Annotated in this window: 4 protein-coding genes; 3 read left to right on the top strand and 1 reads right to left on the bottom strand. The window is 69.6% G+C overall.

The window, feature by feature from the left end:
- Both VOI19_RS18340 and erpA read left to right on the top strand, forming a co-directional pair.
- Positions 1–433: glycerate kinase (locus VOI19_RS18340; protein WP_323794381.1), on the top strand; the 433-nt coding region annotated here is incomplete at its 5' end.
- Positions 434–499: 66 nt separating this feature from the next.
- Positions 500–862, top strand: a complete 363-nt coding sequence (gene erpA / locus VOI19_RS18335) for an iron-sulfur cluster insertion protein ErpA (protein ID WP_323794380.1) — start codon at positions 500–502, stop codon at positions 860–862.
- 131 nt (positions 863–993) lie between these two features.
- Here the strand turns inward: erpA and VOI19_RS18330 are convergent, their stop codons facing one another.
- A complete protein-coding gene (locus tag VOI19_RS18330) occupies positions 994–1,215 on the bottom strand; it encodes a hypothetical protein (protein ID WP_323794379.1) in 222 nt (73 codons plus the stop codon).
- Positions 1,216–1,277: 62 nt separating this feature from the next.
- Here VOI19_RS18330 and VOI19_RS18325 point away from each other — a divergent pair, with 62 nt between their 5' ends.
- Complete coding sequence (locus VOI19_RS18325) at positions 1,278–2,252, top strand: carbohydrate kinase family protein (protein ID WP_323794378.1); 975 nt, start codon at positions 1,278–1,280, stop codon at positions 2,250–2,252.
- The last annotated feature ends 27 nt before the right edge of the window (positions 2,253–2,279 follow it).

Raw genomic sequence — 2,279 nt, 5'->3', positions numbered from 1 at the left:
CGTGGCCACCGACCGACGGCTCTCGCTCGAGAAGGGCGCCGGGGCGGCGGGCGGGATCGGGTTCGCGCTGCTCTGCCTCGGGGCCCGACGCGAGCCCGGCATCGAGCTCGTCGCGAGCACCGTGCGGCTGGCCGAGCGCGCGCGGGCCGCCGACCTGGTCATCACCGGCGAGGGAGCCTTCGACTTCTCCAGTCGTTCCGGAAAGGTGCCCTACGGCGTCGCCGCGATCGCCGAGGAGGCCCTTCGGCCGTGCGTCGCGCTCGCCGGGCAGGTCCTGGTCGGCTCACGCGAGATGCGCGCCCTCGGCGTGGAGTCGGCGTACTCGCTGGTCGACCTCGTGGGGGAGGAGCGTGCCTTCGGGGAACCCGCAGGCTCGCTGGCGGCGCTGGCGGAGCGGGTCGCACGCACCTGGTCGCGCGGAGAGCTGGAATAACCCCCGGTGTGAGACGATTGGGTCTGTAGCACGATCACCAACCTTCAATCCTTGGGAGTCACCGACATGACCGAGCAGGTCGACACCACCACGGAGCGCCGTACCGACCAGATCAACCTGAGTGCGGTGGCGGCAGCCAAGGTGCAGAGCCTCCTCGAGCAGGAGGGTCGCGACGACCTTCAGCTGCGCATCTCCGTCCAGCCGGGCGGCTGCAGCGGGCTTCGCTACCAGCTGTTCTTCGACGAGCGCACCCTCGACGGCGACGTCGTCACCGACTTCGACGGCGTGTCCGTCGTCGTCGACCGGATGAGCGTCCCCTACCTCAACGGTGCCGAGATCGACTTCGTCGACAGCATCGAGAAGCAGGGGTTCACGATCGACAACCCCAACGCCACCGGCTCGTGCGCCTGTGGAGACTCGTTCAACTGAGCTCAGACACACGAGAACCCCCGCCGAGGACGGCGGGGGTTCTCGCGTTTTCAGGAGGTCTCGGGAGGGCCCGGGAAAGTCCCGTACCTCAGTCCGGTGTCAGCCAGCCTCAGGCCAGCGTCAGTCCAGCCTCAGTCCAGGTGGAAGTGGACGGCGGCAGCCAGGCGCGCCGCGGCCTCGTCGATCTGGATCTGACGCTTGCCCTGCTCGGCCGGCTGCTCGTCGAAGTACAGGCTGGGGGCGGGGCGGGTGGCACGTCGCGCAGCCTGCTCGAGGCGCAGGTGGCTGCTGGTCGCGCGACCGTCGGCAAGCATCTCGGCAGGGGACGAGAGGTCGTCGTAGGAGGAGGTCATGCTCCGACGCTAGGGGCTACCGATGGGTACACCCAGCGCTACCGCTCGGTAGTCTCGGCGCCATGTCTCTTCTGATCGCCGGATCGATCGCCACCGACCACCTGATGTCCTTCGGCGGCAAGTTCGCCGACTCCCTCGTCGTGGAGCAGCTGGACAAGCTGTCCTTGTCATTCCTCGTCGACGACCTCGAGATCCGACGCGGAGGCGTCGCACCCAACATGACCTTCGGCCTCGGCTGCCTGGGGCTCACCTCGGTCCTGGTGGGCGCCGCCGGCGAGGACTTCGCCGACTACCGCTCCTGGCTGGAGCGCCACGGCGTCGACTGCAGCGCCGTCCACATCTCCGAGACCCGCCACACGGCGCGCTTCGTCTGCACCACCGACCCGACCGGCGCGCAGATCGCGTCGTTCTACCCCGGGGCGATGAGCGAGGCCCGCCAGATCGAGCTGGCCCCCATCGTGGCCCGCGTGGGTGAGCCCGACTTCGTGCTCATCGGCGCCGACGACCCCGACGGGATGCTCCGTCACACCCAGGAGTGCCGTCAGCGCGGCTACCCGTTCATCGCCGACCCGAGCCAGCAGCTGGCCTTCAGCGGCGGCGAGCTGATCCGCGACCTCATCGAGGGCGCGGCCTACTTGTTCTCCAACGAGTACGAGTCGCACATGATCGAGCAGAAGACCGGGTGGTCCTCCGACGACGTCCTCGACCGCGTCGGCGTCCAGGTCACCACGCTCGGCAAGGACGGCGTGCGTGTCACGGGCAAGGGCCTGGAGACCCTCGTCGTCCAGGCTGCGTCCGGGGTCACCGCGATCGAGCCCACCGGAGTCGGCGACGCGTTCCGTGCCGGGTTCCTCGGCGCGCTGACCTGGGGCCTGGGCCACGAGCGTGCCTGCCAGGTCGGCTGCGTCCTGGCCGCCTACGTGGTCGAGACGGTCGGCACCCAGGAGTACTCCTTCACCCACGCGGAGTTCCTCGCGCGGGTCGAGGAGTCCTACGGGGCCGTGGCTGCCGCCGAGATCGGCGTGCACCTCAGCTGAGGCGTCGTACGACGTAGCGCGCGACGC

It is taken from the genome of Nocardioides sp. (assembly GCF_034670285.1).
Lineage (GTDB): Bacteria > Actinomycetota > Actinomycetes > Propionibacteriales > Nocardioidaceae > Nocardioides.
The sequence above is the reverse complement of the archived record's forward strand: the minus strand, read 5'-3'. Positions and strand labels throughout refer to the sequence as shown.

Coding starts and splice junctions, on each gene's coding strand:
- VOI19_RS18330 (WP_323794379.1), bottom strand. CDS start 1,215: ATGACCTCCTCCTACGACGACCTCTCGTCCCCTGCCGAGATGCTTGCC.
- VOI19_RS18325 (WP_323794378.1), top strand. CDS start 1,278: ATGTCTCTTCTGATCGCCGGATCGATCGCCACCGACCACCTGATGTCC.
- erpA (WP_323794380.1), top strand. CDS start 500: ATGACCGAGCAGGTCGACACCACCACGGAGCGCCGTACCGACCAGATC.